Source organism: Mediterraneibacter massiliensis, assembly GCF_001487105.1.
In the GTDB taxonomy this organism is placed as follows: domain Bacteria; phylum Bacillota; class Clostridia; order Lachnospirales; family Lachnospiraceae; genus Mediterraneibacter; species Mediterraneibacter massiliensis.
Map to the genome: position 1 here is coordinate 1,958,125 of NZ_LN913001.1, position 26,112 is coordinate 1,984,236.

Genomic DNA, 26,112 nt, shown 5'->3' on the forward strand with positions numbered 1-26,112 from the left:
AAACTTCCAAGCAGAAGTATCTATTCTCTTCCGATTGGAGATGTACAACAACGTGAAGTCGTCTTTTTTTCTGAAATTTAATTGAGGAATCTACCTTCTGATAGTGGAGTGAAACTTCTGATTGGAAGAGACAGCGAAGAACCACTATGTCAGATAAGCAGGGCATTGACAGGAGCGTTCCGAATACAGTTCGCCTGGTTCTTAGCGCAGAACATCTGCGTGTTCCAATGGACACGTCGATGTTCTGTGCTTAGAATCACTCGAACGGATGAGGTAAAGCGGGTCCTGTCCTGTGTTCTGACATAGTGTTTCTTTGCGTACCTTCTATAATAAATTTTACTCTTTCTCTATAAGGCAGTTCGTCAGTTAAATTTATATTTCTATTTTTTCTTTTTCCTTACGCTATACCCAAATGTTCCGATCTTTTTCCCCAAATTTAAATATTCTCCATGGGAGTATGCAATAAGTCCAGTTTTATTTAATTCAAATTTATTCTGTTTATTTAAAAATTCTTCATCCACCTGCACTGCCTGTACATTTGCCAAAAACATATGATGGCTTCCTAATTCTTTTATTTCTGTAACCTTACACTCAATATTGACCGGACTTTCTTTGATCACCGGCGCCCATTTCAAGCTGGACGGTGTTTCTGGCGTCAAAGAACATTCTTTCCATTTATCTACATCCCTGCCAGAACGCACTCCGCAATAATCTGTTGCCCTGACCAGTTTCTCTGTCGTAAGATTGATTACAAATTCACCGGTCTTTTGGAGCATATGGTAAGAGTATCTTTCCGGTCTTACAGAAATATATACCATTGCCGGATTTGTACACACAGTTCCCGTCCAGGCAACTGTCAAAATATTTGTATTTCCTTTTCCATCCGCTGTACTGACCAATACTGCCGGAAGTGGATACAGCATATTCCCTGCTTTCCATATCTGTTTTGCCATTTTTTATCTCCTTTTATCTATTGCTGAAGCGCTCCCACCAAAGTAGGTACAAGCTGTTTCTTACGTGAAACGACTCCTTTTAAGATCAAATCTGCCGTATCTGCTCTCAAATCATATGCATTAATAATTTTTTCCCTTGCCTCCATACCACAGCACAACAATTCAGATGATTCTGCAATAATGTCAGTCAGCATAAAAAATATCATATCCAACCGATGATTTTTCCGTGCCTTTTCCAAATGCGGAAGCACGATCTCCTTAATCTCTTTTAGTTCCTCCGCACTCATGGAATTCACCTGTCCCACGCCAAAAACAGTGTCATTTACAGTAAACTGTTTAAAATCCAAAAAGCAGATTTCTTCTGCTGTCTTCCCTTTCAAGTTGCTTCCTGCATGGAACATCTCCTGCGCCAGTTCTTCAATCTCGATTCCTGCTATCTTGGCAAGAGTTCTCGCGCTTTGTTCATCCAATGGCGTACAGGTAGGAGAACGGAACATCAACGTATCTGAAATGATCGCAGAGCATAAAAGAGCTGCGTTCTGCGCATCCACCAGTATATCTTCTTCCTGATACATCTGATAAATGATCGTCGCCGTACATCCGACCGGCTGATTTCTAAAAAATACAGGTCCCATTGTCTCTATACTGCTGAGTCTGTGATGATCGATGATCTCTAGAACTTCTGCTTCTTCCACCCCGTCTACCGCCTGATTTTTCTCATTATGATCCACTAAGATAACTTGTTTTTTTCGGCAGTTAAGCAGACGCCTGCGGGAAATAAATCCCAGAAATTTTCCCTTGCCGTCCAATACCGGGAAATCACGAAACTTTTTTCGTGCCATCACTTCCTTTACATCATCAACATAGTCTCTCATCTGAAAAGTAACCAGTCCGTCTTTACTCATGAAATGTCTGACCGGTATGCTCTGATTGATCTGTCTTGCTACTGTAAATGTATCATATGGTGTCTGGATAATGACGATTTGCTTCTCTTCTGCCTGCCGGATGATTTTATCCTCTATAGGCGCATTATGACATGCCACGATACATCCGACATTTGCATCAATTCCATATTGCTGTGCATCCGGGCGGTCTCCCGTGATCAAAAGATCATTTTCTTTAATAAATTCCGACATCAAAATCTTACTGGAAGAAGCAATTGCAACTTTCCCTTTCTGTAAATAACTATGCGCATTCCCTGTGATGACTTTTCCGCCCACCGCACTGGCGATATTTCTGTACTGTGTTCTCGCCGTAGAAAGTATCGTACTGTCATATACATCCATATAAGATGTAGCAATATCGCCTATTGTAATTACCCCTTCCAATTTTCCATTTCTAGTAACGGGAAGTGTTTTAATATTTAAATCTTTCATTTCAGCCCAAGCTGTTTTTATTGAGACGCTTCCTTGTATACCATCCACATGTCTCAATTCTACATCTTTGATCTGCACACGCAGATCGGATAAAAGCGCCGGTGTTTTCACACCGAACCGTTCCAGGACATATTGTGTTTCTTCATTGAGCTGACCTGCTCTGCGCGGTGTATGCTCAACACCTGTAAGCTTGGTTTTCAAACTTGCGTAAGCAATTGCTGAACAAATGGAATCTGTATCTGGATTTTTATGTCCTACGACATATACTTTTTTACTGTTTTCTTCCTTTTTCATATTTCCTCTTCTCCGTCATCCCTGCCGTACACTTTTTCCTTGTCCGCCAGGACATTTTGACAACACGACATTTTCTTTGCTTATCTATTCTTTATAACTTATGTATACAAGATAGATGTACCTATAGATTGCCATTTTTTATTTCATTCGTCAACCCTTTTCCCTCCTTGCATGCTGTCGCTTTGCCACATAATGAGGATCTGCCGCTAACTCTGTCACACTAATTGCATCATTTTTTTAAGATTGCACTGATTTTTTAAGATTTCCTGTCTTTTTATCTATACATATGCTATACTGGTTTTATGGAAAAAAATTAGATTGAGGTGCTACAATGAGCGAAGAATTAAAAGAAGAATTACAGACAAACGAACAAGCAGAAACAATGGCAGATTACGAGGAACATTTTGATGATGCCAATCCTTGGAACCGGGTTGCAGAATATATGGAAAACAAGACAATCCTTCCTGTAAAAGTAGAAGGTGTCGTAAACGGCGGCGTAATTGCTATGGTAGAAGGACTCAGAGGTTTTGTTCCTGCTTCCAAACTTTCTCTGTCTTATATTGAAGACTTGGAGACATATCTTTTAAAAGATATTGAAGTCCGCGTCATTGATGTAGATCAAGCTAACAATCGCTTGGTTCTCTCTGCGCGTGAGATTCTCAAAGAAAAAGAAAAACAGGCACAGAAAGAGAAAATCGCAAATATCAAGATCGGTACTGTCATGGAAGGTACTGTTGAGACACTCCAGAACTATGGGGCATTTGTTAAACTGGAAAACGGACTTTCCGGCCTTGTTCATGTCTCACAGATTTCACAGAAAAGGGTAAAAGCCCCTTCCGACGTCCTGCATACAGGAGATAACGTAACTGTAAAAATCATCGGTGTAAAAGATGGAAAAATTAGTCTCAGTATGAAAGCCCTGGAAGAAGTCCCTGAAGAAAAAGTAGAAAAAGTGGATATTCCAAAGAGCGAGAATATCGGCACAAATCTCGGCGATTTGTTTAAAAATTTAAATCTCAAATAAGCATATAAAAATTCCTGGCAGCGGGATGATTTTAGTCATCCTGCTGTCAGGAATTTTTATTTATTCACACGCATTCTCCAAAATCTCTTCCAGAGCATTTTTACTGCTTGTGTGACATCTCACTATATCTGCATTACATCTTCCTGCTTCTTCCACTGCACAACGCACCATTTTATGTGACACCGTATTGGTGAAAAGAACAATTAAATCCGGTTGTCCAATCTGCTTACTTAAACTCGCTGACATCTGCGTAAAAACTTTCGCCTTACAGTTATACTGTTTACAGATTTTTTTATACTGACAGATCATCCTATCATGACCACCAATAATTACTACACTCATAATAACCTCCTTCATTTTGCAGATATAGCAGTGCCTATATGAGTTAGTTTTAACTAACTCATATCTATATAATACATGAATTGAAAAATAATATCAATACAATTTCATGATAGTATTTTTCATTATGTACAATATAAATTTACTGAACTTTTATTTTCGTTATTTTCTGGTCTTTTACATAACCGCACCGCCGCAGTCCCTCCTGAAGCACTTTATTCAAATTGTCTGAAGATAACTGAAGGTTCGTTTCATCATCTAATACGATCTTACAAGTATATTCAAAATGACAACTCTCAGAGCAATTTACTTTATACATGTTCTTTCTGCTGATCACTCCAATCTCTTCCAACGCATTTATCATTCGATAAACAGTTGCAGCACCTATATGTTCATCCATTTTTAATGCCTTATAATATATCTCTTTACAGCTGGAGCATTCATTTTCCAAAATAATGTCGATCAACATGAGACGTTGTTTTGTGATTCTGCATCCATTTTCCTTTAGCTGCTCTAAAAGCCGCTCTTTTCTGCTCATAATGGCCTCCATTTTATCTGTACCAGTCACTATGATATATTAGTCACCCCAAATCCTGCTTCTTCTATGGCTTGCTTTAACTCCTTCTCACTCACTTCACGATCATAAGACACAACTGCGCTGCTGCTGCTTAAACTCACTTGTGCACGAACCCCCTCGATCTTATTGATAGCTCTTGTTACGCTATTCACGCAATTTTCACAATGCATACCAGATATTTTAATCGTCTTTTTGCCTATCACAGGACCATCCAGAGTTTTCTCCTCTCTTGTTTCCGCTAAACTCGATCCACCGCCGCAGCAAGATCCTTCCCCCTTAAAATGTTTGACCGAACTTTTTAATGCTGCCCCGATCAAAAGAACTACAACTATTACTATTATTATATCTGCCATAACAATCCCTCTTACTTTTCTCCATCATTTCTTCTATGACTGCGATGCCTCTTGATCCATAGATAGCCTTGATATACAAATGCTCCTACAAGATAGAGGAGCAAAAATGCTCCAAAGGCATAGAGCGTAGAACCTGTTGCGTTTCCCATATCACATCTGCCCTTCTTTTGTTTTCGCCGCTGCTTCTGAACTGCTGCCGCATCCTAAACACTGTCCACAGCTGCCGCTGCAGCCCGTACACCCTATGTGCCTGCCCGCTTTTCTATTCTTATACCCCCTGTATAACAGAAAAATACAATATACTGCTATAAGTACCAAAATCACAACATTTGCTATCATACAACACACCCTCCTTTACAGGAAAAGCCGAACACCTTCCCGTATCCAGCTTTTCTTGACTTGATTTTCTTTTACACATTCTGTACAGAACGTTTTGTATAAACTTTCTGATTTTTATATGGATCTGGCCTGAACAGCAGGCTCAAAATCAAGAGCGTTAATAAGATACCTACTGCCGTACCAACCGTAAACGTTCCTCCTACAGCAAATGAGCCGAGCTGATATACGCAAAGCGCAATGACATATGCAAATACATTCTGGAATATAATAGCAAACCAAAACCATTTTCTTGACTGCATCTGCTGCGCCATCGTAGCAATGGCTGCCAAGCATGGAGAGTCCAGCAGATTGAACAAAAGGAACGAAAACGCTGCCATCGTTGTCGGAAACCAAGCTCCTACACCTGCTGCCACATTCGCCGCATCTTCTACATCTCCCTGTACACTTGCCAGCGTTCCCATCGTAGATACGATTGCCTCTTTTGCTGTAAATCCGGACAAAGAAGCGGCAACCGGTTCCCAAGAGCCAAAACCAAGCGGTGCAAAAATTGGAGCGATCACTCCGCCGATCATAGCCAGAATACTATCTGCACTATCCTCAACCAATCCAAAGCCACCTTGCGCAAATCCATAACTGCTCAAAAACCACATAGCAACACATGCCAGGAATAAAATCGTTCCCGCTTTGATAATAAAGCCCTTTAATCTTTCCCACACATGAAGAAGAACTGTTCTTGCCTGAGGAACATGATATTGAGGAAGCTCCATAACAAAAGGCGCTGGTTTGCCAGAAAACAGTTTTGTCTTCTTCAGGATGATTGCCGATATAAGCACCGCCGCAATCCCGATAAAATACATAAGCGGAGCAATAAAAGAACTCTCTGCATATCCGGCTGCCTCTCCTGCGATAACTCCGCCCATTAAGGCAATAACCGGAAGTTTCGCTCCACACGGTATGAACGTCGCTGTCATAATAGTAAGGCGTCTATCGTTATCCTGCTCGATCGTTTTAGAAGCCATAATACCTGGAATCCCACATCCAGAAGAGATCAGCAGTGGAATAAAACTTTTCCCTGACAAACCGAAATGCCGAAACACTCGATCCATAACAAAGGCAATACGGACCATATAGCCACAGTCTTCAAGTATAGAAAGAAACAAGAACAAAATTGCCATCTGAGGTACAAAACCAAGTACTGCGCCAATCCCACCTATGATCCCATCAACAACCAGACCATACACGACAGCGCCTGTTCCCACGCTCTCCAGAAAGCCTCCTACAGCATTTTGGACTGCTACGACAAAAACATCATTTGTCCAGTCTGTAACCAATGTACCTACAGTTGTAACAGATACATAATACACGGCCCACATAACAAGAATAAAAATCGGAATACCAAGGATACGGTTTGTCACGATCCGATCAATCTTATCAGATGTTGTAATCTTCTCTTTTCCTTTTTTCACAGTTGCCGCAACCATCTTCTGTATGTATTTATACCTCTCATCTGTCACGATACTTTCCATATCATCATCATGCTTTTTCTCTATCTTACTTCTCAAATTCGAAACAACTGTCTTCGCTTCATCAGATATTTTCACGGTTCTGACAACTTTACTGTCATTTTCCAGAAGCTTTACCGCATACCACCTCTTCTTATCCTCTGCTATAGAATCTGCAAGAAGTCTTTTCACCTCTTCAATTGCGCTCTCCATTTCTTCAGAAAACATTTCACTTGGAAGCTTTGCTTCATTTTTCTTTGCAACTTTTACAGCTTCGCCGATCAGCTCCTTGAGTCCTGTCTGTTTCAAAGCAGATGTTTCTATGATCGTACATCCAAGCAGCATGGAAAGACGTTTTGTATCAATCTTAATTCCCCTCTTTTCAAGCAGATCTGCCATATTCAGTGCAATCACAACGGGAACTCCCGTTTCTATAAGCTGCGTTGTCAAATACAAATTACGTTCTATATTAGTAGCATCCACAAGATCGATAATAACATCCGGATTTTCATTCAGCACATAATCTCGGCTCACGACTTCTTCTAGTGTATATGGAGAAAGTGAATAGATCCCCGGAAGGTCTGTAACAATAATATCCTCGCCTTTTGTTTTCTTGCTTTTTACCTTTCCCTCTTTTTTTTCAACTGTAACCCCTGGCCAGTTTCCCACATATTGATTCGCGCCAGTCAGTGCATTAAACATTGTAGTTTTACCACAGTTTGGATTTCCTGCAAGAGCGATCTTGACTGTCATTCCTTTTACCTCCTTAAAGTTTGTTTTTGAATTATACTATAAAACATTATTTTACCTGCACACATTGAGCATCCTTTTTCCTAACAGAAAGCTCATATCCCCTCACAGTGATCTCTACTGGGTCCCCAAGAGGCGCCACCTTTCTGATATAAAGTTCACTTCCCTTTGTAATGCCCATGTCCATTATGCGACGCTTATAAGCGCTGTCGCCTTCAATTTTGGTAACAACAACACTGCTTCCTACTTCTGCCTCTCCTAATGTCATCCTCTTTATCTCCTTTCCTAAATGTAAATATTCTTTTATATGTACGGCAAAGCGGTCTGTTTAGATCATGATATGCCGCGCCATATCAGCATTGACTGCAATTCTGGAATCTTTAATATTCACTATCACATTTCCGCTGATCACAGACAGCACCGTCACCTTCGCGCCAGCTATAAACCCCAGATTTCCCAGGAAACGCTTTGTCTCTTCATTTCCTTTTACTTTACGTATCGTATTTACTTTCCCAATCTCAGCCATTGTCAAGGGCATCTTCCATCCTCTTCTTTCTCTAAAATCATAGTACGCTTGTGTAACTTGAAATTATATACAAATGATATGTTTTTTCAATATCTGCTCCGTTCATTGGTTAGTATACTCTAACTAAGATTAGTTGTCAAGAACCCCGTCGACAATTTTATCCTTTTTCGTTTCGTTATATTTGATGTTATAAAGTAGATATGCTATACTGTCTATTATGTAAAGTATTGTACTGTACAGAAGATTCAGGACTGCCATCTTAGAAAATTGTACAAAATCATGGGAAATCGAGGTATATAAATGGTAATGCATATAAATGAATCTGTTGAAAATTATTTAGAAACAATCCTAATACTAAACAACGCTCATCCTGTTGTCCGCTCTGTTGATATTGCAGCAGAGCTTGGTTTTAAAAAATCCAGCGTCAGTGTAGCCATGAAAAAACTCCGGGAAAACAAATATATCGTTGTATCTCCGGAAGGTTATATCACATTAACCGAAGCCGGAAAAGAGATTGCCGAACGGATCTATGAACGTCATACGCTGCTTTCTTCCTGGCTTGAACAGCTTGGCGTAACCACAGATACAGCCGCAAATGACGCCTGCCGTATCGAACACGTGATAAGCGCCGAAAGCTTTGAAGCTATCAAACGACATATTAAAAACAAAACTATGGAATAGAAAAAAGCCGGGTAATCCGGCTTTTTTGTTCTTAAAACTTTTTATTGAATGGTATGCAAAACTGCCTTTAATTCTTCCGCAGATTTTTTCAGCTTTTTATTTTCATCTTCATTAAAAGCAATCTCCAGCACCTGTTCAGCCCCTTCACTTCCCACGATTGCCGGAATACTCAAGCACAGATCCGAAAGTCCGTACTCGCCATTCAACAGAACTGATACAGGAACAACTGCATGACTATCACGTACAATCGCCTCTGCTATCCTCGCCGCAGCCATTCCTATCCCATAATAAGTGGCTCCTTTTCTCTCGATGATCTCATAAGCACTGTCCCGTACCGCATGATAAATTTCTTCCATTTCTGATGTAAAGTTTTTATAGCCTTTCATTTTTGCAAAATCTCCCAGTCCGATCCCATAAATATTTGCACAACTCCAAACAGGAAGTTCACTGTCTCCATGCTCTCCTATGATAAAAGCATGTACATTTCGGCTGTCCACTTTTAGCTTTTCACTTAAAATATATTTTAGCCGTGCAGTATCTAGGACCGTTCCCGATCCGATCACTCTTGACGAAGGAAAGCCTGATTCTTTCAAGGCTACATACGTCAAAATATCTACAGGATTTGAGACGATAAGCAGTATTCCTTCACATTTGACCCTTTTGATTTCTCTGATGATAGATTTCATGATCCCTGCATTTTTTTGTACCAAGTCTAATCTTGTCTCTCCCGGCCTCTGATTTGCTCCTGCTGTGATAATGATCACGGAAGCGTCTCGTATATCCTCATACTTTCCTGCGTAAATATCCATGGCATGAGCAAAAGGCAGTCCATGACTAATATCCATTGCCTCTCCCTCTGCCTTTTTCTCATTCGCATCCAATAAAACGATTTCCGAAAACGTCCCTTTCTGCATAAGTGCATATGCAATAGACGCGCCTACAAACCCGCACCCTATAATTGCAGCTTTTTGTATATTGATCATTCGCATTTTCTCCTCTCTATCAATTCCCTATCATTTTAGTGGGAAATATTTTAACTTCATTATATAGTATTTTTCACAAATTACAATCCTTTATGCGCGCTTGAGGGAAAGCTTGCTTATTTTATGCTATATAATATAAAATACCGTGTGTATTATGATATATTACATACATAAAAAAAGAGAGGCTGACACACTTTATGCAGTCGGCATCTCTTTTTTCTTTTAACGACAAATTTTTATCTATGTCTTAGATAGAAAGACTTCTCTTATCATATAGAAATCTTTCGGAAAGTTCTACATTGAAACCTTTAGCCAGATCTCTAAAATCCTCCGGCTCGATCGTCTGTCTCTTCTGTGGAACCATAGACATTACTTTAATCAGTATTTCTGCTGATTTTTCAATTGTATGCATCAAACCAAACGTCAGATCAAAATCCTCTCCTGAACAGAACATACCATGATGTGCCCATATAACAGCATTATATTTTTCCATCAGCTTGCTTGTGGCTACAGCAATATCTCGTCCTCCCGGTACCATCCAGCCTACAACGCCTACTCCTTCTGGAAAGACTACCGGACATTCTGTCGCCATTTCCCACAATTCTCTTGTGAATACTTCATCATTAAGCGGAAGAACAAACGTCAGCGCGATCGTATTCGTTGTATGAGCATGATAAATCACCCGATGCTTTCCCCCTGTAAGTCTCTTTTTGATCTCATGGTTCATCAAATGTGTCGGTAATTCACTCGTAGGTTTTCCTCCTTCTGCAAGTCCCCAGCGGATACGATACTGATTACCGCTCTCATCTATTTCGATAATGGCCAGACACGCTTCCGGATCTACGACAATATTGCGGAAATATTTTCCACTCCCCGTCACAAGAAAGTGTTCCCCTGCAAGTCCTGGGACAGAAGTACCGATCGACTGCCAGGAGGCATTGTCTGAAAGACGCTGGCGGATTGCATCTACTTCTCCCTTTTTCAAGCGGTAGGACAAATTCCCCCCATTTCTCTCATGCCAGCCTTGCTGATACCCATCTTCTGCCATTTTAACAAAATCCTGAAGAAATTTACATTCTAAAATTTTCATCATTTACCTCCTATAGTCTCTTTAAATTTCGCCACAACGTTGTTTTCCATCAAATATCGTATATTATTTTGTGGTTTTTAGTGGTTTATTGTTTTATTTTATGTGGTTTTTAGTGGTTTTAATTATATCACATTTCTCATAAAATGCAAGTCTTGATCCTACATATTTTATACATCTTTTCTTTTATTTCTTTTACTCTTTTCTCTATACATTTTCTCTGAATATTATAAAGAATTTTTAAATTTGAACTTTTTTCTTTCTTCTTATGCAAATAACTGTTATGATAAGTTTAAGACAAGATTTCACAAGAATATCTGGGAGGTACAAAAGATGGAACAAGAAAACACAACACATGAAGCTGCAGCTTCACAATCTGAATCTGCACCAAAGACAATAGAATATGCAGATACGCAAAAAGGCATTGCCTCTTCTGCTTCCTCTGATGCCGCAGCTTCAGATAAAATTGACAAAGAAACAAAAAATTCAGAAATAGAGACAAGCATCTATGAGACTGTGTACAAAGAAATTCTGGAAAATCTGCATGCTTTTACCCCTGCAGATCAAATAGCATGCCGGATCACGGAAGAGCATATTACATCTTATCTGGAAAACAGTCATGAAGAACGAATCTTACAGTATAAAGAACGCCGTGAGAAACGCTTTTTCTCCACGCTGGAGCTTATTGCAGTCCTTGCATCTATCGTACTGGTTGTATGGGCTCTGCAGGAAAACTCTGCCATCTTAGTAACCTTGCTCTATATCATCGCAGGGCTGGGCGCCTTATTTATATGGCGGTCTCCTGATAAATTAGGACTGCATGTAAAAGGAAGGACGAAGGATACAACAGAGGATGAATAGAGCAGAAAGCGGTGACTAGCCGCCTTCCTCTCTCCCTGTATGCCGTGCAGTACATGGCGGTTTTAATAGATACAGTCGCTAAACTCTTACTGATGTTCCTTGAAATACAAAAGAGCATCATGAATGGTCATCTCCTCCATTCTGATGCTCCCTTGTTCGCCTTCACTCTCTTGCGCGCTCTGTTTAGGTTATCCTTATACAGTATCATTTCCAAGAGTCTAGGCTGTGCACTATATATTTCTTTCTAAAATTATAATCAATCTATTTTTCTTTTTCTCCTACATACCCCACATGCGCCAATCCCTGACACAATAAGCAATATTCTCCAAAGTATTAGGTTTGTTTGATCTCCTGTTTTTACACTTCCTGCGTTTCCAGAATTATTCTTATCTGTTGGATGTCCTGTCCCATTTGAAACTCCCAGCGTCTCTTTTCCTTTCACAGTGACCTTAATCGTCTTACTCGCAGAAGCCCCCTGTTTATCTGTCACTTTATATGTAATTTGATAAACTCCTTCTTTGCTTGTATCGACTTCATTCTTTACAATCTCAATTTTCCCTGTCAAATCACCGTCTTCTTTGTCCGCTGCTGTTACATCTTTCAATGGATCAAATGTATCTCCTACTGTTAATGTCTTATCACTTGCATTGATCGTTGGAACTTCGTTCAATCCACTTACTGCAGAAACAAATTCCCACGTACCGGTAAACTTCACATTACTTGTCACAGTTTCTATCTTTTCCGGTGTCCATCCCTTGAATACCCATTTTCCGGTATCCACTTTCACTTCGTCAAATTGTGTTTTTGATGGAAGTGCCGTCTCTTTATATTTCACTTTTTCTTTACTTGGGAGCTGCTGCATTACCTTTTTCGGAAGTGTTTCTGCGGAATCTAACGGCACAAATTCGTAATCCACTTCGTACTCCAACGGTGTCCACTGCGCATAGACAGTCATATCACCACTCACAACCACATTTTCATCAAAAGCTGTCCCTTTTCCGTCCTGCTGCGTATTCCATCCGGCAAATTGATATCCTTCTCTGACAGGAGCCTTCGGTAATTTTCCCAAAGCCTCTCCCTTTTTACATTCAAGAGAAGCCGGATCCGCCTCTGTATCTCCGCCATTTTTCTTAAAGATTACCGTTACGTTTACGGCATTTGGATCTTTTGCGATCTTCCAAATATCTTTTGCGCTTTCGGTTGTATCATGCGCCACGTATAATCCGAAACGCTCCGGCTCTAACGTCAGCTCTGCCATAGAATTTGCTTTATCTTTCGCATATACATATTCCTCCCCTTCCACCGGATTGGAATTGATCAGAAAATTAGAAACCTTTGTCTTAATCGGTCTTAATTTTCCTGTACCTGTAAAGGCTCCCCCTACGCTTAAGGTTCCTACTGTTCCTTTTTCGTCTTTATTGTCCGGATGATCCGTTCTTGTCAATGCAAGGGTCCCGTTGACTGTCAGGTTTCCTGAAATCTCATTCGTTCCTGTAATGCCTAAAGTACCCTGTTCAATCTGAATGTTTTTCACATTTGAAACCGCCGGAGCACCAGCATAATCGCGTATGACAGCGTCTTTGCTGTTGTCCACATAAATGGTATCCACATATGCGATCTGCCAGGTCTTTACATACTTGTCGTTTATAAAATTGACTCTCGTCTCTCCGGTCGTGGTCGTAGCATTCCCCTGCTCGTATCCTTTGATAGAAGGCGTACTCCTAAATGTTCCACTTTTTACATCACAGATACTGTCGCCCTGGATCGTCGATTTTTTCTCAGCCAGTATGACGCCGTTTACAGTACCGCCATTCATCACAATTTTTACACTGCCCGCAAACAAAGAGGGATTCTGTGAAAAATCTGAAAAATGACAGCCATATACCTTTTCCATGGTTCCGCCGTTGATCTCAACAAGGGAAGCAAATTCCTCCTGTTCCTGATTTTCCACCGTTTGCAGAAGATTATAATTCTCATTTCCGCTGCCTGCAAAAATAGTTCCCAGTTTATTCCCGCCATTTACCGTCACATGAATAGTTCCCTGGACGATATCACTGCTTCCGCCACCGATAATATGAATGCTTGCATAAGGGTCGGAATCATTTCCCTCCGCCGTAGATTCGATGATCACATTCGTATTCTTCACAGACGACCGGACCCCTCCACCGTAAATATGACTGAATATCGCCTTCTGTCCGCTTTTGCCGCCAACTGTGACATGGGTATCGCCCTTCACTGCCGCATATCGTGTACTGATCGTATTACTACCACTGGCATAGCCGCCGCCATAAACATAGCCGAAAGTCCCTGAAGACAGCGTTACGTTCGTATCTCCGCCGACAGCTCCATACATGGCATTAGACGCATTTGTCTTCTGTCCATCTCCGCCGCCATATAGGGAATCTATTTTGGAATTGTCAGGAGATGCCGCAACTGTAATATTCGTATTGCCTGCAATGTTGCCATGAAGAGATCCGCCGTAAACAATTCCAAACTTTCCACCTCGGATTACCAGATTTGTCTCGGCAAAATTTCCGCCATTATAATCAATAGATCCATCTTCCAGAATCGTATATTTGCCAATCCCGCCGCCATATAAATAAAGCTCATCCGTGGCAGTAAAATTTTCTGTAAAGGTCAGATGATTTCCCTGCGCAAATAGTGTATGGTTTGACGACGTATCCAGCTGGATCTTATCCAGAATTAAGTCCCCCACCAGCAGGTAAGCCTTTGTCTCTGACTCTACTCCAGCATTCACCTTGGGCGTGTTGTACAGATATTTCCCCAGATTGTCGACTTTGACCGGCTGCTCCTTACTGGTTAAGGTTACCGTCACTCCCGCGATCCCGCCGAAATTATTCTGCGTCGTGTAGTCGCTATGATCTGCGCCTTCCAAGTTGATATCTTGTGTAAAGACAATCGTCGCTTCTGTCAGTCCTTCTCCATCTCGTGCCTGCTCGATCTCTGTTACAGCCTGATCGAAGGAAACTTTATCAGATACTTCCCACGAATTTCCTGTTCTGACAAAAGCTTTTGCCTCTGCTGTCACTCCGTTTTTCTCTCTATCCACTCCTTTGGAATGTGACTCCCCAGATGAAACAGCGGATTCCTCGCCTGCAGGAATACAGGAATAGTTTCTTCGTTGTTCTCATCCCCACCCTTTTCTTCAAATCCAGCCGCTTCAACTTCTATCGTTTCTTCTTGTCTGATACCATCAGCAGTATACGTTACAAGAAAATCATATACCCCGTTATCGGAAACATTATATTGAACAACCGTCAGATCTTCCGTTATTTCCGTACCGTCAGGTAATCTTAGTTTTTCTAACTGTACCGTTTCCATCTCTGCAAACACTAAAGAAATAGTTGCTTCCGTCTTATCCTCATTCATTTGCTGTGTAACTTCATATTGAATGGATAAGGCATTTTTTTCTTCAGCAAATACCGTCTGCGGCAATATGTTCAATGTCATAACCAACGTAAGAAACCATACAGCTGCTCGCTTAGCCCATTTCATTCTTACTTATTTCCTCCTTTTTGACGCAAATCTATGCTAACAGATAAAAGAAATGATAAAAAAGCGGAACATCTCCTAATTATCTTAATACATAACTATATCACTGCTGTCAAAAAATGTCTATTTCTTTCTATACTCCGATTTTCTCAACAACATTATCAAGAACCGGTGTCATCAAAACTTTTCCTGTTCCGCGATAAACATTCACCAGCCCTTCGCCGGACGCTGCAGACCCTATCAATGTCTTTCCAGAACGTTCTACCGTGAAATTTAGACTTCCGCTCCATGCGATCGCCATATTCCCATCTATTTTCAATGTGTCATTATTCAACGTAACTTCTATCAATTCTTCTTTCGGGCAGGGAATTTCCAGGCATACGATACCATTTCCCATAATACCTAGATTAAACAAGCCCTCTCCGCCTGCTATTGCGGATGACATATTCGAACGCATAACCGCTTTATGTTTTAAACCTGCATCACAGGCAAGGAATATGCCGTCATCCAGGACTACAGACCCATTCCACTCTCCTACATCCAACAAAATGATGTGCTTATATGTAGGTTCTAATACTAAAGTGCCAGTACCTGCATACTCCGGTTTGATGGCAGACTCTCCCGTCGCTTTTCCCCGGACAGCTTTTCCTAGGAAGTCCCCTACTCCTTTTACGCCGGTTGTTACATTGATTTCTCCTGCCATCCATTGCATGGCTCCTGCCTGCAGTGTAACAGCCGACTGGTTCAATACACATACAACCTGCCTTTTTCTGATATTCATCTCATTACAATAATAGGCTACTATCGCGGACTGTGGCGTCACACTTAAATCTCTTTGGTATTCGATAATCGAAAAACAGCCTTTTGAATCTAATACCTTTACATCGTCATTATTAAATAGATTTGAAATATGATACATACGCCTTCCCCTTTCCAACTCTAATATAGTCTATTTTATCATAAAAGAATTGAAAAATATATTCGATTTTTCTTACATAATCTTCTTTATTCCATATGCTTCAAACTCTTTGATCAATGCATTCCCTCCATGGGTACAGATGTGGATATGATTTTGCATATCTTGCGCAAAAATATTATTAGAATGATTATTCTGATACTGATCTGTGAATATTTCCACTGAACTTTTGTCTGAAAAAATATGAATATCTAATTCTTTTTTTCCACTTATTTTAAATGCACTTCTTGAACTTCCTTTGCTCCACCCATCTGCCTGATTTCTGTCTATTATGATTTCTGCATGTTTAAAATCAAACATACATAGCAGCTGTTTTCCGTTTCCACAGCGCAGACACAATTCCAAGCTTTCTGCATCTGTCTGTTCAAGAAGCACCTTCATTTTCATTTCAAAAGCAATCCCGTCTCCGGCAGATAATTCTCTGCCGTCCGGAGAGATGACCATCTCCTCTTTTTTCTCTCCGCCTGTCCTAAGCATACGCAATTCCTCGATCGGTATAAACTGCAGAGTATAATCTTCCATAAGACGCACTTCTCTTGGAATACTATAGAAGCCGCACCAGCCTTCTTTATACGTAGGTCCCCAGTCCTTCCAAGAAGACATCCATTCCCATTCATTAGCCCAGCCGATCATAACTCTTCTTCCATCTGCTGTAAGAAAAGACTGAGGCGCATAATAGTCTAGTCCCCAATCAATCTCTCCTACGGTATGGTAAATAAATTTCCCTGTATGATATTCGAAATCCCCTACAAAATATATCGCTGTATGTTCGCCTGCTCCCATCGGGGAAACTGTCAATACATATTTATCGCCCAGTTGGTAAAAATCCGGACATTCCCACATAAAGCCCCATTCTCCTCTGCTTTCTGCCAGTACATTGACATACTCCCAGTGAAACATATCTTTGGAACGATACAGCAATACCTGTGCCTTGTTCTCCCTACTGGCTCCACATACCATATAATAAGTATCTTCATGCTTCCACACTTTAGGGTCTCTGAACTGAGAACTTGGTACGCCTTTTGGAGCTTTCAGCACAGGATTCCCCTCATATTTTTCAAAATGGATTCCATCCTCGCTGTATGCAATGCATTGTGTCTGCTCATTTCCATTCCCATGATTGGCAGCTCCTGTATAGATTAAAAACAGCTTTCCTTCATGTTCGATAGCGCTTCCTGAAAAGCACCCTCCTCTTACATAATCATCATACGATTCGCTGGGAGCCAAAGCCAATGGAAGAAATTCCCAATGAACCATGTCCTCACTGACGGCATGCCCCCAATGAATATAATCCCAAAAGCCATAATATGGATTATATTGATAAAAAAGATGATATTTTCCCCGAAAATATATAAGACCATTGGGATCATTGAGCCATCCTGTCTGCGGCATAAAATGATAGTGTTGACGCATCGCTCCCCTTTTCACCTGTTCTTTCTTCTCCTCTATTTCTTTTTGCGCCTTTCTGATATTTTCCAACATTAATTCTCTTGACATACGTTCCTCCACACGTGCTTTCTGCCTTTTATATTCCAAAGTGTCATCCCTTTACAGCACCTGATGTCATCCCACTGATAATATATTTTTGCAGGAATATATAGAAGATCAACTCTGGCAGCATAATAAGCAGACTCGCTGCTATGATCGCACTGTAATCCATAGAATACTGCCCTTTAAACATAGATGTCATCAAGGAGACCGTATTCAGCCTGCTATCCTGTATAAAAGTAGAAGCGAATGGAAATTCATTGTATATATACACTGCGTTAAAAATAACAATCGTTACAAATGTCGGTTTCATAACGGGAATGACTACTCTGGTACATATCTTAAAAAGATTACATCCATCAATTAATGCAGCCTCTTCTAATTCTCCGGGAATTTCTCTTAAGAAACCAGTAAACAATAGTGTATTAAAAGAAATATTGACAGCAACATACGGTATGATCAACCCTAACCTCGTTCCCAGTATCCCCATTGCCGAATCAATGCGGTAAATGGGGAAGATCAGTACGTATATCGGGATCGCTATGCCTGCCAGAAAAAAGAGATAGATATATTCCGCTGTCTGCTTTTTTCTAAAAGTAAGTCTGGCAATAGCAAAGGAACTCATAAAAGTGATCACAATACTGAAAAATGTACTAACAAGTACCAAAATCAGCGTATTAAAATACATGCCTCCAAAGTCGATCGTCTCTAATGCTCTTACATAATTTTCAAAATTCCATGATGTAGGAAATGATAGCGGTGTATTCACGATTTCGTTATTGGTCTTAAAAGAAAGCAAAATTGCCCATATAATTGGAATCAGCAAGATAAGGACCAGAGCTGCGACAAACACATAAAAAGCAATTTGTTTTATGGATTTTCTTTTTCCTGTCATAATTCTCTCCTTTTCTTTTTCGTTGTGATCCTGATATAGGCAAATGAACCTGCGATCGAAAGTACAAGTATCGCAACAGCGATGGCCATGCCATATCCATACTTTCTCGAACTAAACACAGTAAAATACATATAAGATGTAAGAAGTTCCGACTGATGAGCCGGTCCTCCTCCTGTCATCTGATATACCAATTCGTATATTTTGAAAACTCCGGTTATAATCAAAACAATATTGATAATAAATGTCTCTTTCAACATAGGTATTGTTACATAAAACAATCTTTGCAGTGCATTTGCACCATCCATCGCACAGGCTTCATATATATCTGCCGGAATCGTTTTTATCCCGGAGAGGAAGATGGTTGCATGAAAGCCCATAACCTGCCAGGTAAATACGATGGCAAGCGCCAGAGGAGACCATTTTGTCCCCCCGATCCATTCAATGGCCAGCACATCCAAACCTATGCTACGGAGGATATTATTGAGCAGCCCATACTGCGGATTCATAATATATCCCCATATAATACCGATAATAATGGGTGCTATTATATAAGGTGCAAATACAACCATTTTAAAAAATGCATTTCCCCTAAAAGCTCTGTTCATCAACATAGCGGTTAAAAATGAACCCACAAGAAGAAACAATAGACTGCACACCAGAACAATACATGTATTTCTTAAAGCAATTAAAAACAATTCGTCTCCAAACATCCGTATATAGTTATCAAAACCTCTAAATTCTGCTTTGCCCATGCCGCTGTAGTCTGTAAAACTATAATACACTGCGACAAATACGGGAATAATAATAAACACCATATATACAAGTAATGTTGGAATCAGCATAACTGCTTTTGCTTTTTTTGTACTTACCCAATGCATAATATCCTCCAAATTTTGTATAAATCTAATATCTGTTTTCTTTTATCGCTCCGCACTGTGCAGATCTTCTACATAATCTGCCGCCTCCTCAGGTGTATATACTCCTGTCATAACACCAAATGTCGCATCGAAATATCCATAGGCTACAGTAGAAGATAAAGAATTAAAGGGTTCACGAACCGCTTCCCAATCATCATTTAAAGCCTGTATCATCGTTGCCAGTACCGGATGTTCTTCTACATTTACTTCACCTTCATACTGGGAACAAGGCAGCGCCGCTGTATCTTCAGCGATAATTTTTGTTCCTTCTTCTCCATAATAAAATTGCCAGAACTGCATGATTGCATCCAAAAGTTCTTTATCCTCTGCCGCTTTTGCAGAAACTACATATACTCCGCCGGAAGCCTTTATTCCGATTTGCTGCGGATACTCGCTGTCTGAGAAAGTCGGACCCCAGAAAAAACCGATGTTCTGGGCTATATCACTGGCCTCAAAATCACCAATGTCCCATGCGCCAGAATTAAACATGGCTGCCTGTCCGCCAAGAAATTGCTCTTTTGCTTCAAAATATCCCATATTCGCGATATTCTCTGTGAAAGTCTTGTTGTCCCGCATTTCTTCTACTTTTTCAAAATAATGTATAAAATCTTCATTATTCCAGGAAACGCTTCCATCGTTCAATCCTTCCAGTTTATCGAAGAAACCATAACGTGCCAGCATCGTCTCAAATGCCCAGATACTGTAATTATCCTGTGCTCCTACTGTAAGTGGTACGATGCCTGCGTCCTTTAATTTGTTGACAGCCTCTGTAAATTCTTCATAAGTCTCAGGAGCTTCTTCAATCCCTGCTTCTTCAAACAATGCCTTATTATAGAAAAAACCTGCCATCATCACTTCACTGGGAAGGCCAAAATCTTTTTCGTCAACTATACAGGAATTTACCAATCCAGGTAAAAGATTTTCATTGATTCCATATTCATCCAACGCTTCCGTCATATCATATAAATACCCGTTTTGTGCAAATTCCTTTGCCGGAGCCTGTTCAAGCCAAAAAATATCCGGTAATTTATTTTCATCTGCTAATAATGTCATTTGTTTGTTATGCTCAGATACTTCCTTTCCTGTTATATCAATTTTGATATTTGGATGTTCTTTTTCAAATGCTTCAATAATTTTCATCATATGAGGTTCTTGCTCTTCAATATTTGCTACATGTTCTGCAAATTCAATCGTAATCGTATCCCCATTTCCAGATTGTTCTTTTTTCTCATTTGCACCGCATCCTGCCATTGAAACCGTTAAGAGTACTGCCGCTGCAACTGCCGTTACTTTTTCCCATGTTTTTTTCTTCATAATACTTCTCCTTTAATCATCTAATTGAATTCCATCTAAAGTACCATATAATATATCGTACTTTTTCACCCATTTTCCATTTTTCTTTTCTTGTCTGTATACTCCCCATGCATTTCCGCAGATAAAGAAACTGGACATGTCTTCTTCTATTACCGGATGTATAGAAAGTGTTTTCTTATACATATCACTCTTTTGTCCCAGCAATGCCTGCAGGATCCCCCAGCTCGCCATCGCTCTGCAATAATGATGGCCGGATTCGATTTCACTAAACGGATTTCGCTTGTATCCGTCGTATCTGTCGCGTATAGATTTTACGATCGTCAGGCCTTCTTCTACACACCCCAGATAAATCAGATTTGCTGCCACAGAATATTCTACACCTGTCCATACCTCTCCTGCATATGATAAGGGAAATTTCGGTCTACCTCCTTTCGGCCATGTTGCAATTACCATACCTTTTTCGTCATTGATCGCATACGCACGATGTACACTGTCCGTATGGTAAAAGTCTGTTTGATAGTTGTACTTAAATACCGATTCCATAGCTGTTTTCATATGGTCTTTCGACAGTACTTCTCCTATTCCTGACATATAGGCCAGAAACTGTCCCAACAGTTGATCTGACAGACATCCTTTTCCAAACTGATATTTATATCTGTCCACATCCTCCAGAACCTGTTCATAATATTCGCCATTAAACAAAAGCTTATCTGCCAGCTGTGCTCCTTTCTTATACAGCTGCCCGTAGATCTTTTCATGTTCTTGATCACCTAAGATGGCCGCCATCTCTTCACAGCACTTTAAAGCTGCGAGAAATATACTGTCCGTCATTGGATTTAAACCGTAAAACTCAATGTCATACGTGGTATTCTGCTGTCCATCCAACACACCATCTCCATCTGTATCCCACTGTTTTATCGCGTAATCCATCGCCTGCACTGCTTTTTTCCAGATCGTTTTTAAAAAATTCATGTCCCCGGAATTTTTAAAATCGCGGTAAATGCGCACAATACTGCCCAACTGACCGTCACATGCCGGCACCATCTCATATCGCTTCTGCCCAAATACAGAAAACATCCGTGTAGACATACAGCCATTTTCATCTGTTTCCCGCAAAAATTCCACATTACGCATTGTTTGTTCCAGTTCTGGAAACAGAAAAGCCACTGTCTGTTCATAATTCCATACATGGGGAACGCTGCCGTAACCACATCCTATATCATCCCGGATCCCTTCAAATCCTCCAAAAGTCCCATCCTCCAGCCGAAAGCAAAGATTACTTCTTAAATTTGTAATATTCGCTGTTAAGGCATCGATCACATAGTAGGGCAGTGTTGTCTGATGAAACATAGCATCAGCAAAATCTCTGCTTCCTTTTTCCAATCTGGACATTTCCGCATAAATATACTCTCCCGCATCCCATGCATTGGAAAACTGCGTTGCATAATAATTTCTTGTAACTCCATATTTTCCATCTTGAAAATTTTCATAATCTTCATCAAATTCAATCCATGCCTTTACCCTATTCGGAAAATACCAGGTGATGACAAATTCAAATGTTTTCTCTTCTTGCGGAGCCAGCGTACAATAGGAACCGATGGAGCCGATTTTTTCTCTTCTTTTTAAAAAACTGAAATTATGGAATTGAGCAAATTCACATCCAACACTGTCCGAGATCGTTTCTTTTTCCAATCGTCCATCTTCCGTAAAATCATCCCAAAAATCCTGGATCCCATCCACCCACTCTCCATCAAACCACTGTGTTTTATAAGTCACATTCTCCCCTGTGGTCATAATCGCCATGTTTCCATATCTAAGATGGCTCTCTTCCAAATGTTCCGGTTCATAGTAAAGCCCTTTGATATTTCCTGTTTCACGATAGACATTTTTCACACTGTCTGCCAGCTTCAAATTTTCGATAACATCGTATCCTTCAAAACCGGAAGCATTGGGAAGGGTTCCAACCAAGCTTACTTCTGTAGGATGATTCGATGTATTTTTAACATGGTATCTGATAATAGCTCCGGGAATACTGGAATCATTTACATTCAGCGGTATAAACGGCGTAAAAGCTTCCATACTCACCTGCACCGGCAATTCTGAATCGAAGAACTTTACATTGGCAAACGGATACTCGCATGTCATTTCCGAATCTTCCATTCTTGGAAGATTTACAAGTTCTGCCTGCAAATAACCATGCGAGCTTGTATAAGGAGGCAAAAGCCTTGCTTCTAGTATTTTAGATATTGGTTTTTCCATGTTTTCATTTTCTGTCCGGATAGCAAAAAATGATAATGGAAATTTCGTATTTTTAGCAGGCCAGTTAAAAATTTCCCAGTCCAGAAATTTTCCTCTTGTATTTACAGAAAAATTGCCTGTTCCGATTCCTCCCAGAAGAAAACGTACTTCAGATGCATCTCGTTTGTAAATCCGTGGAGTTCTGTCATATAGCTCTTTTTTTGAGAATATTTTATCCATTTTTCTTCCTCCTGTTTAATATGGAACGGGTTCCATATATTTTAAAAATAAAAAGCCTCTTTTCCGATATGTGGAACCCGTTCCATATATCGGAAAAGAAAGTAGAGAGTTTCCTCTCTTGACAATTTAATTATATCCTCTTTACCACATATGTCAATACTAATTTTCCATTTCAAGCTCACATTGTATAATATGTTAGATTTTTTCTTATACTTTTTGTGTATTTCAACGTATATCTCATACAATTGTTGTTTTCCCTTTTCTCATTTCTACCTCTAACATAATCTGTTTATTTACATAGGACGTCCCACTGATCAAGTCACAGATCAAATTTACAGATTCCTTTGCCAGTTTTTCTATCGGCTGAACCACTGCTGTCATTTTCGGCTCTACCATTTCTGTAATATAGGTTCCGTCATATGCTACAAATTTAACTTCCTGAGGTACCTTCCTATTTCTTCTGATCACCTCGTTCATACACTCGATCGCCAGTCTGTCTACTGCAAATACTCCATCAAATTCTATATTTTTTGAAAAAACATCCTGCACGACCTCCACATAATATTCGGAATCAAATCGATTCCATTCCAATTCATAGGGATATATCTGTATCTGATTCTCCTGTGCTATACGCTCAAATTCAAAATGCCTCTCGTGATAAGGCGACTCCACTTCTGTTGCTCCTTTAAAATGTAAAATCTTCGTACATCCATTTTTTATCAAAGTCTGTGCCGCCAAACGTCCTCCGTTTCTATGATTCACTGCTACCACGGGAATATGCTCCCCTAAGTATCTGTCTAGCGCTACAATAGGTTTTTGTATCTTCTTATATTCTTCCACATCTAAAGAATGAACTCCCGTAATCACACCGTCCACAATATGCCGATTCAACATATCTAAATATTCCATTTCAGCATTTACTTCCTTCGCCGTATTGCACAACATCATCTTAAAACCGGCATGATACAATTCACTTTCCACATAATCTACAAATTCTGCAAAAAATGGATTTAAAACATTCGGTACTAACACTGCTATAATCCCTGTCTTTTTATGATAAAGATTTCTTGCAAGTTCATTTGGGGTATAATTCAATTCCTTCATGACCCGTTCAATCTTATTTCTGGTTTCAACAGACACATAGCCGCTCCCATTTAATAATCTAGATACGGTCCCCACTCCTACATGAGCTTTCTTTGCCACATCTTTAATGCTCGCCACATATATCCTCCTCCTTTTTATAACCTATTTTTACCTTATAGTATTTTAAAATGAAAGTCAAACACTATTTTAAAGGTCTATTTTCCCTCTGTATTTTCCTGTTCACAGGCGCTGCATTTTAGAGAACAACCGGTAGGAGTAGCTGCACATCCTCCCAAAGCTGTTTCTTTTAATTCCACCGGCATATTTTTTCCCACTCTATACATGGCAGCCGCCATTTCATCAAATGGAATTGGAAATTCTACGCCGCTTAAAACAATCTGTGCGCAGGTGACTGCATTTAATGCGCCGAGAGCATTTCTATTCTGACATGGTATTTCTACTAAACCTGCCACAGGATCGCAGACAAGTCCAAGCATATTGGCTAACGCCATACCAGCCGCATTTAAGCACATAGCAGGTGTCCCTCCCATCAACTCTGTCACCGCTGCCGCAGCCATAGCTGAAGCAGAACCTATTTCTGCCTGGCAGCCTGCCTCTGCTCCTGATACAGATGCATTTCTCATCAGCAGATACCCGATCGCCGACGCACAGTAAAGTCCTCTTTCTATCTCTTCATCTGCCAGGCCTTTTTCCTCCTGTAATGCAAGAAGCGCCCCTGGAATCACCCCGGAAGACCCTGCTGTAGGCGCCGCCACGATCAGTCCCATAGAGGCATTAACTTCCAGTACGGCCATGCTATAAGCAATCACGCGGTTCATAAATGGATTGCATATGCTGTCTTTCGTTTTCCCAAATTCTGCAATCTTCTTTGCTTCCCCGCCAGTCAGTCCACTAATAGATTTTTCTGGTTTTAACAGCGGCGTTTTAGCAGAATTTTTCATAATGGATAAAACTTTATCCATTTTTATCTTTATTTCCTTCTCTGTCCACGCTCCATTTTCTATTTCTCTTTCTCTCATTACGTCGGAAATCTTTTTGTTTTTCGATCTGCACAGTTTTAACAAATCTTTTCCCGAATGAAAATCTGGCATTGTCGCTACCTCCTACAATTGAATCAGTAAAATTTCCAATACAGCTGGATTTTGTTTCATCTCTGTCAGTATACTTTCCGGGATTTTCTCATCCGATTCCACTACCGTATACGCAATGTCTCCTTTCTTCTCGCGAAACAGCCGCATAAATGCTATGTTCACGTTCCGTGCTGCCAGACATTGGCTGATATGTGCCGCTACTCCGGGCTTATCTGCCTGTTTTACGATCAAAGTGCTGTATTCTCCCGTAAATTCAACATGAATACCGTTAATGCGAGTGATTTTTATCTTTCCTCCCCCGGTCGATTCGCCCCGCACACACATTTCCCTGCCTGTGCAGCCTCTGATTTCTATATCCACTGTATTCGGATGTTCTGGCACAGTCTCTTCATCCGTTGTATAAGAATAGGAAAGTCCCTGCTCCTGTGCCCAGTGGAAAGATTCGCGTATACGTGGATCATCCGTTTCAAAACCGAGGATTCCGCCCAAAAGCGCTTTATCTGTTCCATGCCCCTGGTACGTTCTGGCAAAAGAACCGTATAAAATAAACTTTACGCTTACGATCCGCTCCGGAAACATCCTTTGCGCCATCCGTCCTATTGACGCGGCGCCTGCCGTATGGGAACTGGAAGGACCGATCATATTCGGCCCCAACACATCAAATATACTCAAAAACTCCATTTTCTTATCC

The 26,112-nt window shown here is 40.4% G+C and carries 26 protein-coding genes and 1 pseudogene; 3 read left to right on the forward strand and 24 right to left on the reverse strand.

The features are described 5' to 3' along the window. Positions 1-380 precede the first annotated feature (380 nt). The gene (locus BN3282_RS13565) at positions 381-953 is read right to left on the reverse strand and encodes a flavin reductase family protein (protein WP_059069964.1); all 573 of its coding nucleotides are present in this window, start codon (positions 951-953) and stop codon (positions 381-383) included. A 17-nt stretch (positions 954-970) separates the two neighbouring features. Then, positions 971-2,623 carry a putative manganese-dependent inorganic diphosphatase gene (locus BN3282_RS13570; RefSeq protein WP_059069966.1) on the reverse strand — a complete coding sequence of 551 codons (1,653 nt, stop codon included), beginning with the start codon at positions 2,621-2,623 and terminating at the stop codon, positions 971-973. Between the two features lie 331 nt (positions 2,624-2,954). Between BN3282_RS13570 and BN3282_RS13575 the strand changes: the two genes are divergently transcribed. Continuing rightward, positions 2,955-3,647, forward strand: a complete 693-nt coding sequence (locus tag BN3282_RS13575) for a S1 RNA-binding domain-containing protein (protein WP_059069968.1) — start codon at positions 2,955-2,957, stop codon at positions 3,645-3,647. Positions 3,648-3,707: 60 nt separating this feature from the next. Here the strand turns inward: BN3282_RS13575 and BN3282_RS13580 are convergent, their stop codons facing one another. The 8 genes from BN3282_RS13580 to BN3282_RS13610 form a co-directional block, all read right to left on the reverse strand. Continuing rightward, a complete protein-coding gene (locus tag BN3282_RS13580) occupies positions 3,708-3,989 on the reverse strand; it encodes a DUF2325 domain-containing protein (RefSeq protein WP_059069970.1) in 282 nt (93 codons plus the stop codon). Between the two features lie 139 nt (positions 3,990-4,128). Further along, positions 4,129-4,524 carry a Fur family transcriptional regulator gene (locus tag BN3282_RS13585; protein ID WP_059069972.1) on the reverse strand — a complete coding sequence of 132 codons (396 nt, stop codon included), beginning with the start codon at positions 4,522-4,524 and terminating at the stop codon, positions 4,129-4,131. 29 nt (positions 4,525-4,553) lie between these two features. Further along, positions 4,554-4,916 carry a heavy-metal-associated domain-containing protein gene (locus BN3282_RS13590; protein ID WP_059069974.1) on the reverse strand — a complete coding sequence of 121 codons (363 nt, stop codon included), beginning with the start codon at positions 4,914-4,916 and terminating at the stop codon, positions 4,554-4,556. Between the two features lie 11 nt (positions 4,917-4,927). Beyond that, positions 4,928-5,065 carry a hypothetical protein gene (locus tag BN3282_RS15150; protein ID WP_162858252.1) on the reverse strand — a complete coding sequence of 46 codons (138 nt, stop codon included), beginning with the start codon at positions 5,063-5,065 and terminating at the stop codon, positions 4,928-4,930. A 1-nt stretch (position 5,066) separates the two neighbouring features. Then, entirely contained in the window at positions 5,067-5,255 is a 189-nt protein-coding gene (locus BN3282_RS13595) for a FeoB-associated Cys-rich membrane protein (RefSeq protein ID WP_059069976.1), read from the reverse strand. 71 nt (positions 5,256-5,326) lie between these two features. Further along, positions 5,327-7,510 carry a ferrous iron transport protein B gene (gene feoB, locus BN3282_RS13600; protein WP_059069978.1) on the reverse strand — a complete coding sequence of 728 codons (2,184 nt, stop codon included), beginning with the start codon at positions 7,508-7,510 and terminating at the stop codon, positions 5,327-5,329. 46 nt (positions 7,511-7,556) lie between these two features. Further along, positions 7,557-7,775, reverse strand: coding sequence for a FeoA family protein (locus tag BN3282_RS13605; protein ID WP_059069980.1), 219 nt, complete (start codon positions 7,773-7,775; stop codon positions 7,557-7,559). Between the two features lie 60 nt (positions 7,776-7,835). Then, positions 7,836-8,045: a FeoA family protein gene (locus BN3282_RS13610; RefSeq protein WP_059069981.1), complete on the reverse strand. Its 210-nt coding sequence runs from the start codon at positions 8,043-8,045 to the stop codon at positions 7,836-7,838. A gap of 294 nt (positions 8,046-8,339) precedes the next feature. Between BN3282_RS13610 and BN3282_RS13615 the strand changes: the two genes are divergently transcribed. After that, positions 8,340-8,714 (forward strand): metal-dependent transcriptional regulator, encoded by a 375-nt coding sequence (locus BN3282_RS13615; protein ID WP_059070519.1) that lies wholly within the window; start codon positions 8,340-8,342, stop codon positions 8,712-8,714. Positions 8,715-8,755: 41 nt separating this feature from the next. Here the strand turns inward: BN3282_RS13615 and BN3282_RS13620 are convergent, their stop codons facing one another. Then, complete coding sequence (locus BN3282_RS13620) at positions 8,756-9,697, reverse strand: L-lactate dehydrogenase (RefSeq protein WP_059069983.1); 942 nt, start codon at positions 9,695-9,697, stop codon at positions 8,756-8,758. Positions 9,698-9,944: 247 nt separating this feature from the next. Further along, positions 9,945-10,787, reverse strand: a complete 843-nt coding sequence (gene rhaD / locus BN3282_RS13625) for a rhamnulose-1-phosphate aldolase (protein ID WP_059069985.1) — start codon at positions 10,785-10,787, stop codon at positions 9,945-9,947. A 330-nt stretch (positions 10,788-11,117) separates the two neighbouring features. On the opposite strand from rhaD, the gene BN3282_RS13630 reads away from it, so the two are divergent. Further along, entirely contained in the window at positions 11,118-11,645 is a 528-nt protein-coding gene (locus tag BN3282_RS13630; RefSeq protein WP_059069987.1) for a hypothetical protein, read from the forward strand. A gap of 142 nt (positions 11,646-11,787) precedes the next feature. Here the strand turns inward: BN3282_RS13630 and BN3282_RS15630 are convergent. The 12 genes and pseudogenes from BN3282_RS15630 to sdaAB form a co-directional block, all read right to left on the reverse strand. Then, a pseudogene (locus tag BN3282_RS15630) lies at positions 11,788-11,883 on the reverse strand (reverse transcriptase); the annotation flags it as partial. Between the two features lie 18 nt (positions 11,884-11,901). Further along, entirely contained in the window at positions 11,902-14,715 is a 2,814-nt protein-coding gene (locus BN3282_RS15155; protein WP_162858253.1) for an InlB B-repeat-containing protein, read from the reverse strand. Next, on the reverse strand, positions 14,691-15,161 hold the full coding sequence (locus BN3282_RS13640) for a hypothetical protein (protein WP_059069991.1): 471 nt from the start codon (positions 15,159-15,161) through the stop codon (positions 14,691-14,693). Before BN3282_RS13640 ends, BN3282_RS15155 begins: the two co-directional genes overlap by 25 nt. Before the next feature lie 130 nt (positions 15,162-15,291). Continuing rightward, positions 15,292-16,077: an AIM24 family protein gene (locus BN3282_RS13645; protein ID WP_059069992.1), complete on the reverse strand. Its 786-nt coding sequence runs from the start codon at positions 16,075-16,077 to the stop codon at positions 15,292-15,294. A gap of 72 nt (positions 16,078-16,149) precedes the next feature. Then, positions 16,150-17,631 (reverse strand): glycoside hydrolase family 32 protein, encoded by a 1,482-nt coding sequence (locus tag BN3282_RS13650; RefSeq protein ID WP_059069995.1) that lies wholly within the window; start codon positions 17,629-17,631, stop codon positions 16,150-16,152. A gap of 43 nt (positions 17,632-17,674) precedes the next feature. Further along, a complete protein-coding gene (locus BN3282_RS13655) occupies positions 17,675-18,517 on the reverse strand; it encodes a carbohydrate ABC transporter permease (RefSeq protein ID WP_059069996.1) in 843 nt (280 codons plus the stop codon). Continuing rightward, on the reverse strand, positions 18,514-19,395 hold the full coding sequence (locus tag BN3282_RS13660; RefSeq protein WP_059069998.1) for a carbohydrate ABC transporter permease: 882 nt from the start codon (positions 19,393-19,395) through the stop codon (positions 18,514-18,516). Before BN3282_RS13660 ends, BN3282_RS13655 begins: the two co-directional genes overlap by 4 nt. 42 nt (positions 19,396-19,437) lie before the next feature. Further along, positions 19,438-20,748, reverse strand: coding sequence for an ABC transporter substrate-binding protein (locus tag BN3282_RS13665; RefSeq protein WP_059070000.1), 1,311 nt, complete (start codon positions 20,746-20,748; stop codon positions 19,438-19,440). A 12-nt stretch (positions 20,749-20,760) separates the two neighbouring features. After that, positions 20,761-23,226, reverse strand: a complete 2,466-nt coding sequence (locus BN3282_RS13670) for a GH116 family glycosyl-hydrolase (RefSeq protein WP_059070002.1) — start codon at positions 23,224-23,226, stop codon at positions 20,761-20,763. Positions 23,227-23,463: 237 nt separating this feature from the next. Then, complete coding sequence (locus BN3282_RS13680) at positions 23,464-24,447, reverse strand: LacI family DNA-binding transcriptional regulator (protein ID WP_059070006.1); 984 nt, start codon at positions 24,445-24,447, stop codon at positions 23,464-23,466. 77 nt (positions 24,448-24,524) lie between these two features. Then, positions 24,525-25,421: an L-serine ammonia-lyase, iron-sulfur-dependent, subunit alpha gene (sdaAA, locus tag BN3282_RS13685; RefSeq protein ID WP_059070007.1), complete on the reverse strand. Its 897-nt coding sequence runs from the start codon at positions 25,419-25,421 to the stop codon at positions 24,525-24,527. A 12-nt stretch (positions 25,422-25,433) separates the two neighbouring features. Continuing rightward, on the reverse strand, positions 25,434-26,102 hold the full coding sequence (sdaAB, locus tag BN3282_RS13690; RefSeq protein WP_059070009.1) for an L-serine ammonia-lyase, iron-sulfur-dependent subunit beta: 669 nt from the start codon (positions 26,100-26,102) through the stop codon (positions 25,434-25,436). Between the last annotated feature and the right edge of the window lie 10 nt (positions 26,103-26,112).